General features: G+C 57.7%; 3 rRNA genes. All 3 read left to right on the top strand.

Going from position 1 to position 5,243, the window contains the following annotated elements:
* The first annotated feature begins 6 nt into the window (after positions 1–6).
* A 16S ribosomal RNA gene (locus tag AB0C03_RS32255) occupies positions 7–1,521 on the top strand.
* A 387-nt stretch (positions 1,522–1,908) separates the two neighbouring features.
* Positions 1,909–5,018, top strand: a 23S ribosomal RNA gene (locus tag AB0C03_RS32250).
* An 85-nt stretch (positions 5,019–5,103) separates the two neighbouring features.
* Positions 5,104–5,220: ribosomal RNA gene (gene rrf / locus AB0C03_RS32245) — 5S ribosomal RNA — on the top strand.
* Together the 16S, 23S and 5S rRNA genes form the textbook arrangement of a ribosomal RNA operon.
* Positions 5,221–5,243: the final 23 nt, after the last annotated feature.

Below are 5,243 nucleotides of genomic sequence, written 5' to 3'. Positions count from 1 at the left end.
AATTTTTTGTTGGAGAGTTTGATCCTGGCTCAGGACGAACGCTGGCGGCGTGCTTAACACATGCAAGTCGAGCGGAAAGGCCCTTCGGGGTACTCGAGCGGCGAACGGGTGAGTAACACGTGAGCAACCTGCCCCAAGCTTTGGGATAACCCTCGGAAACGGGGGCTAATACCGAATAGGACTGCTGGCCGCATGGCTGGTGGTGGAAAGTTTTTCGGCTTGGGATGGGCTCGCGGCCTATCAGCTTGTTGGTGGGGTGATGGCCTACCAAGGCGACGACGGGTAGCCGGCCTGAGAGGGCGACCGGCCACACTGGGACTGAGACACGGCCCAGACTCCTACGGGAGGCAGCAGTGGGGAATATTGCACAATGGGCGGAAGCCTGATGCAGCGACGCCGCGTGAGGGATGACGGCCTTCGGGTTGTAAACCTCTTTCAGCAGGGACGAAGCGAGAGTGACGGTACCTGCAGAAGAAGCACCGGCCAACTACGTGCCAGCAGCCGCGGTAAGACGTAGGGTGCGAGCGTTGTCCGGATTTATTGGGCGTAAAGAGCTCGTAGGCGGCTTGTCGCGTCGACCGTGAAAACTTGGGGCTCAACCCCAAGCCTGCGGTCGATACGGGCAGGCTAGAGTTCGGTAGGGGAGACTGGAATTCCTGGTGTAGCGGTGAAATGCGCAGATATCAGGAGGAACACCGGTGGCGAAGGCGGGTCTCTGGGCCGATACTGACGCTGAGGAGCGAAAGCGTGGGGAGCGAACAGGATTAGATACCCTGGTAGTCCACGCTGTAAACGTTGGGCGCTAGGTGTGGGGGGCCTCTCCGGTTCCCTGTGCCGCAGCTAACGCATTAAGCGCCCCGCCTGGGGAGTACGGCCGCAAGGCTAAAACTCAAAGGAATTGACGGGGGCCCGCACAAGCGGCGGAGCATGCGGATTAATTCGATGCAACGCGAAGAACCTTACCTGGGTTTGACATGGCCGCAAAACCTCCAGAGATGGGGGGTCCTTCGGGGGCGGTCACAGGTGGTGCATGGCTGTCGTCAGCTCGTGTCGTGAGATGTTGGGTTAAGTCCCGCAACGAGCGCAACCCTCGTTCGATGTTGCCAGCGCGTTATGGCGGGGACTCATCGAAGACTGCCGGGGTCAACTCGGAGGAAGGTGGGGATGACGTCAAGTCATCATGCCCCTTATGTCCAGGGCTTCACGCATGCTACAATGGCCGGTACAATGGGCTGCGATACCGTGAGGTGGAGCGAATCCCAAAAAGCCGGTCTCAGTTCGGATCGGGGTCTGCAACTCGACCCCGTGAAGTCGGAGTCGCTAGTAATCGCAGATCAGCAACGCTGCGGTGAATACGTTCCCGGGCCTTGTACACACCGCCCGTCACGTCACGAAAGTCGGCAACACCCGAAGCCGGTGGCCCAACCCTTGTGGAGGGAGCCGTCGAAGGTGGGGCTGGCGATTGGGACGAAGTCGTAACAAGGTAGCCGTACCGGAAGGTGCGGCTGGATCACCTCCTTTCTAAGGAGCACCTTCCGACGAAAGTCGGTAAGGAGCCCGCACTGCCCGACTGTGGTGGTGGGGTGCTCAGATGGCGGAGACACTGGCAAGTTTTTCCTCGGCAACGGCCGGGATCACCTAGTACAGCCACGCTTTCGGGTGTGGTGGGAACGGATCGGTTCTGGTGCGGCTGAGGAAGAATGTAAGCACCCTGTTGGGTCCTGAAAGAACAACCGGTGGTTGTTGTTTCAGAGACTGCGCCGGCCTCCTGTGTGGGGGCTGGAAGTCTGCCAGGCATGGCCTGGCCCCGCATACCGCCAACTGTTGATGTTGGGTTTGGTGTGGGGCGGATCGGGTTGTGGGTTGGTCGTTTGTTGAGAATTGCACAGTGGACGCGAGCATCTTTGTGGTCAAGTTGTCAAGGGCGAACGGTGAATGCCTTGGCACCAGGAGCCGATGAAGGACGTGGGAGGCCGCGATAGGCCTGGGGGAGCTGTCAACCAAGCTGTGATCCCAGGGTGTCCGAATGGGGAAACCTGGCACCAGTCATGTGGTGTCACCCACACCTGAACACATAGGGTGTGTGGAGGGAACGCGGGGAAGTGAAACATCTCAGTACCCGTAGGAAGAGAAAACAATTTAGTGATTCCGTGAGTAGTGGCGAGCGAAAGCGGATCGAGGCTAAACCGGCTGCGTGTGATACCTGTCAGGGGTTGCGTGGTCGGGGTTGTGGGACCCTGCTGAACAAGCTGACACTTGTTCGAGAAGTTACAAAGTTAGTGGCTAGTCGAACAGTCTGGAATGGCTGACCGTAGACGGTGAGAGTCCGGTAGGTGAAAGTTGCTGACCTTCTGTGGGTGTTCCCGAGTAGCGGCGGACCCCTGAAATCTGCCGTGAATCTGCCAGGACCACCTGGTAAGCCTAAATACTTCCTGGTGACCGATAGCGGACAAGTACCGTGAGGGAATGGTGAAAAGTACCCCGGGAGGGGAGTGAAATAGTACCTGAAACCGTTCGCCTACAATCCGTCGGAGCCTTGCGGGGTGACGGCGTGCCTTTTGAAGAATGAGCCTGCGAGTTAGTGGCATGTGGCGAGGTTAACCCGTGTGGGGGAGCCGTAGCGAAAGCGAGTCTGAATAGGGCGATTCAGTCGCGTGTCCTAGACCCGAAGCGGAGTGATCTAGCCATGGGCAGGCTGAAGCGCGGGTAAGACCGCGTGGAGGGCCGAACCCACCAATGTTGAAAAATTGGGGGATGACCTGTGGTTAGGGGTGAAAGGCCAATCAAACTCCGTGATAGCTGGTTCTCCCCGAAATGCATTTAGGTGCAGCGTCGCGTGTTTCTTGCCGGAGGTAGAGCACTGGATGGTCTAGGGGGCCCACAAGCTTACCGAAATCAGCCAAACTCCGAATGCCGGTAAGTGAGAGCGCGGCAGTGAGACTGCGGGGGATAAGCTTCGTAGTCGAGAGGGAAACAGCCCAGATCACCAGCTAAGGCCCCTAAGCGTGTGCTAAGTGGAAAAGGATGTGGGGTCGCATAGACAACCAGGAGGTTGGCTTAGAAGCAGCCACCCTTTAAAGAGTGCGTAATAGCTCACTGGTCAAGTGGTTCCGCGCCGACAATGTAGCGGGGCTCAAGCACACCGCCGAAGCTGTGGCATTCACATTTTATCCTCGCTTGGACTTGATTCCTTGTGCAGGTGTGTGGATGGGTAGGGGAGCGTCGTGCCGCGAGTGAAGCAGCGGGGTGACCCAGTTGTGGACGCGGCACGAGTGAGAATGCAGGCATGAGTAGCGAAAGAAGGGTGAGAAACCCTTCCGCCGGATGACCAAGGGTTCCAGGGCCAGGCTAATCCGCCCTGGGTGAGTCGGGACCTAAGGCGAGGCCGAGAGGCGTAGTCGATGGACAACGGGTTGATATTCCCGTACCCGCGAAAGAGCGTCCCTGATGAACCTCGTTGTGCTAACCACCCGAACCATCCAAGACCTTCGGGTTGAGGGTGGGGAGCGTGGGAACCTGATGGGTAGTAGTCAAGCGATGGGGTGACGCAGGAAGGTAGCTGAGCCCGGCCGGTGGTTGTGCCGGGGTAAGCGTGTAGGCCGTGGTGTAGGCAAATCCGCACCACATGAAGGCTGAGACGTGATGCCGAGCCGATTCAGGTGAAGTCAGTGATCCTATGCTGCCGAGAAAAGCCTCTAGCGAGTTCTTAGCGGCCCGTACCCCAAACCGACACAGGTGGTCAGGTAGAGAATACCGAGGCGATCGGGCGAACTGTGGTTAAGGAACTCGGCAAATTGCCCCCGTAACTTAGGGAGAAGGGGGGCCGGAGACGTGAAGCCCCGCGCGGGTGGAGCGTTGTATGGCCGCAGAGAGCAGGGGGAAGCGACTGTTTACTAAAAACACAGGTCCATGCGAAGAAGTAATTCGATGTATATGGACTGACGCCTGCCCGGTGCTGGAACGTTAAGGGGACCTGTTAGCTCCTTTGGGGCGAAGCGGAGAACTTAAGCGCCAGTAAACGGCGGTGGTAACTATAACCATCCTAAGGTAGCGAAATTCCTTGTCGGGTAAGTTCCGACCTGCACGAATGGCGTAACGACTTCCCCACTGTCTCAACCACAGGCCCGGCGAAATTGCAGTACGAGTAAAGATGCTCGTTACGCGCGGCAGGACGGAAAGACCCCGGGACCTTTACTATAGCTTGACATTGGTACTCGAATTAGCTTGTGTAGGATAGGTGGGAGCCGGTGAAGTCCATACGCCAGTATGGGTGGAGGCAATCTTGAAATACCACTCTGGTTGATTTGGGTATCTAACTTCGGACCGTTATCCGGTTCAGGGACAGTGTCTGGTGGGTAGTTTAACTGGGGCGGTTGCCTCCTAAAAGGTAACGGAGGCGCCCAAAGGTTCCCTCAGCCTGGTTGGCAATCAGGTGTTGAGTGCAAGTACACAAGGGAGCTTGACTGTGAGACTGACAGGTCGAGCAGGGACGAAAGTCGGGACTAGTGATCCGGCACTTGCGAGTGGAAGCGGTGTCGCTCAACGGATAAAAGGTACCCCGGGGATAACAGGCTGATCTTCCCCAAGAGTCCATATCGACGGGATGGTTTGGCACCTCGATGTCGGCTCGTCGCATCCTGGGGCTGTAGCAGGTCCCAAGGGTTGGGCTGTTCGCCCATTAAAGCGGTACGCGAGCTGGGTTTAGAACGTCGTGAGACAGTTCGGTCCCTATCCGCCGTGCGCGTAGGATACTTGAGAAGGGCTGTCCCTAGTACGAGAGGACCGGGACGGACGAACCTCTGGTGTGCCAGTTGTCCTGCCAAGGGCACGGCTGGTTAGCTACGTTCGGAAGGGATAACCGCTGAAAGCATCTAAGCGGGAAGCCTGCTTCAAGATGAGGTATCCCACCCACTTTGTGGGGTAAGGCCCCCAGCTAGACGACTGGGTTGATAGGCCGGAAATGTAAGCCCGGTAACGGGTTCAGTTGACCGGTACTAATAGGCCGAGGACTTGACTACTAAGCTGCTACGCGTCCACTGTGCAACTCTGAACAAGCGAACACCCGTGAAATCGTGCCGGGGTTGTTTGATATGTTCATAGAGTTACGGCGGTCATGGCGGAGGGGAAACGCCCGGTTACATTCCGAACCCGGAAGCTAAGCCCTCCAGCGCCGATGGTACTGCACTCGTGAGGGTGTGGGAGAGTAGGACGCCGCCGGACAATCTTTCAGAAAAGGCCACCCC

Origin of the sequence: Micromonospora parva, assembly GCF_040649675.1 — a bacterium.
GTDB lineage: Bacteria > Actinomycetota > Actinomycetes > Mycobacteriales > Micromonosporaceae > Micromonospora > Micromonospora parva.
Note: the sequence above shows the minus strand (reverse complement) of the source record. Positions and strands in the feature narration are given on the sequence as shown.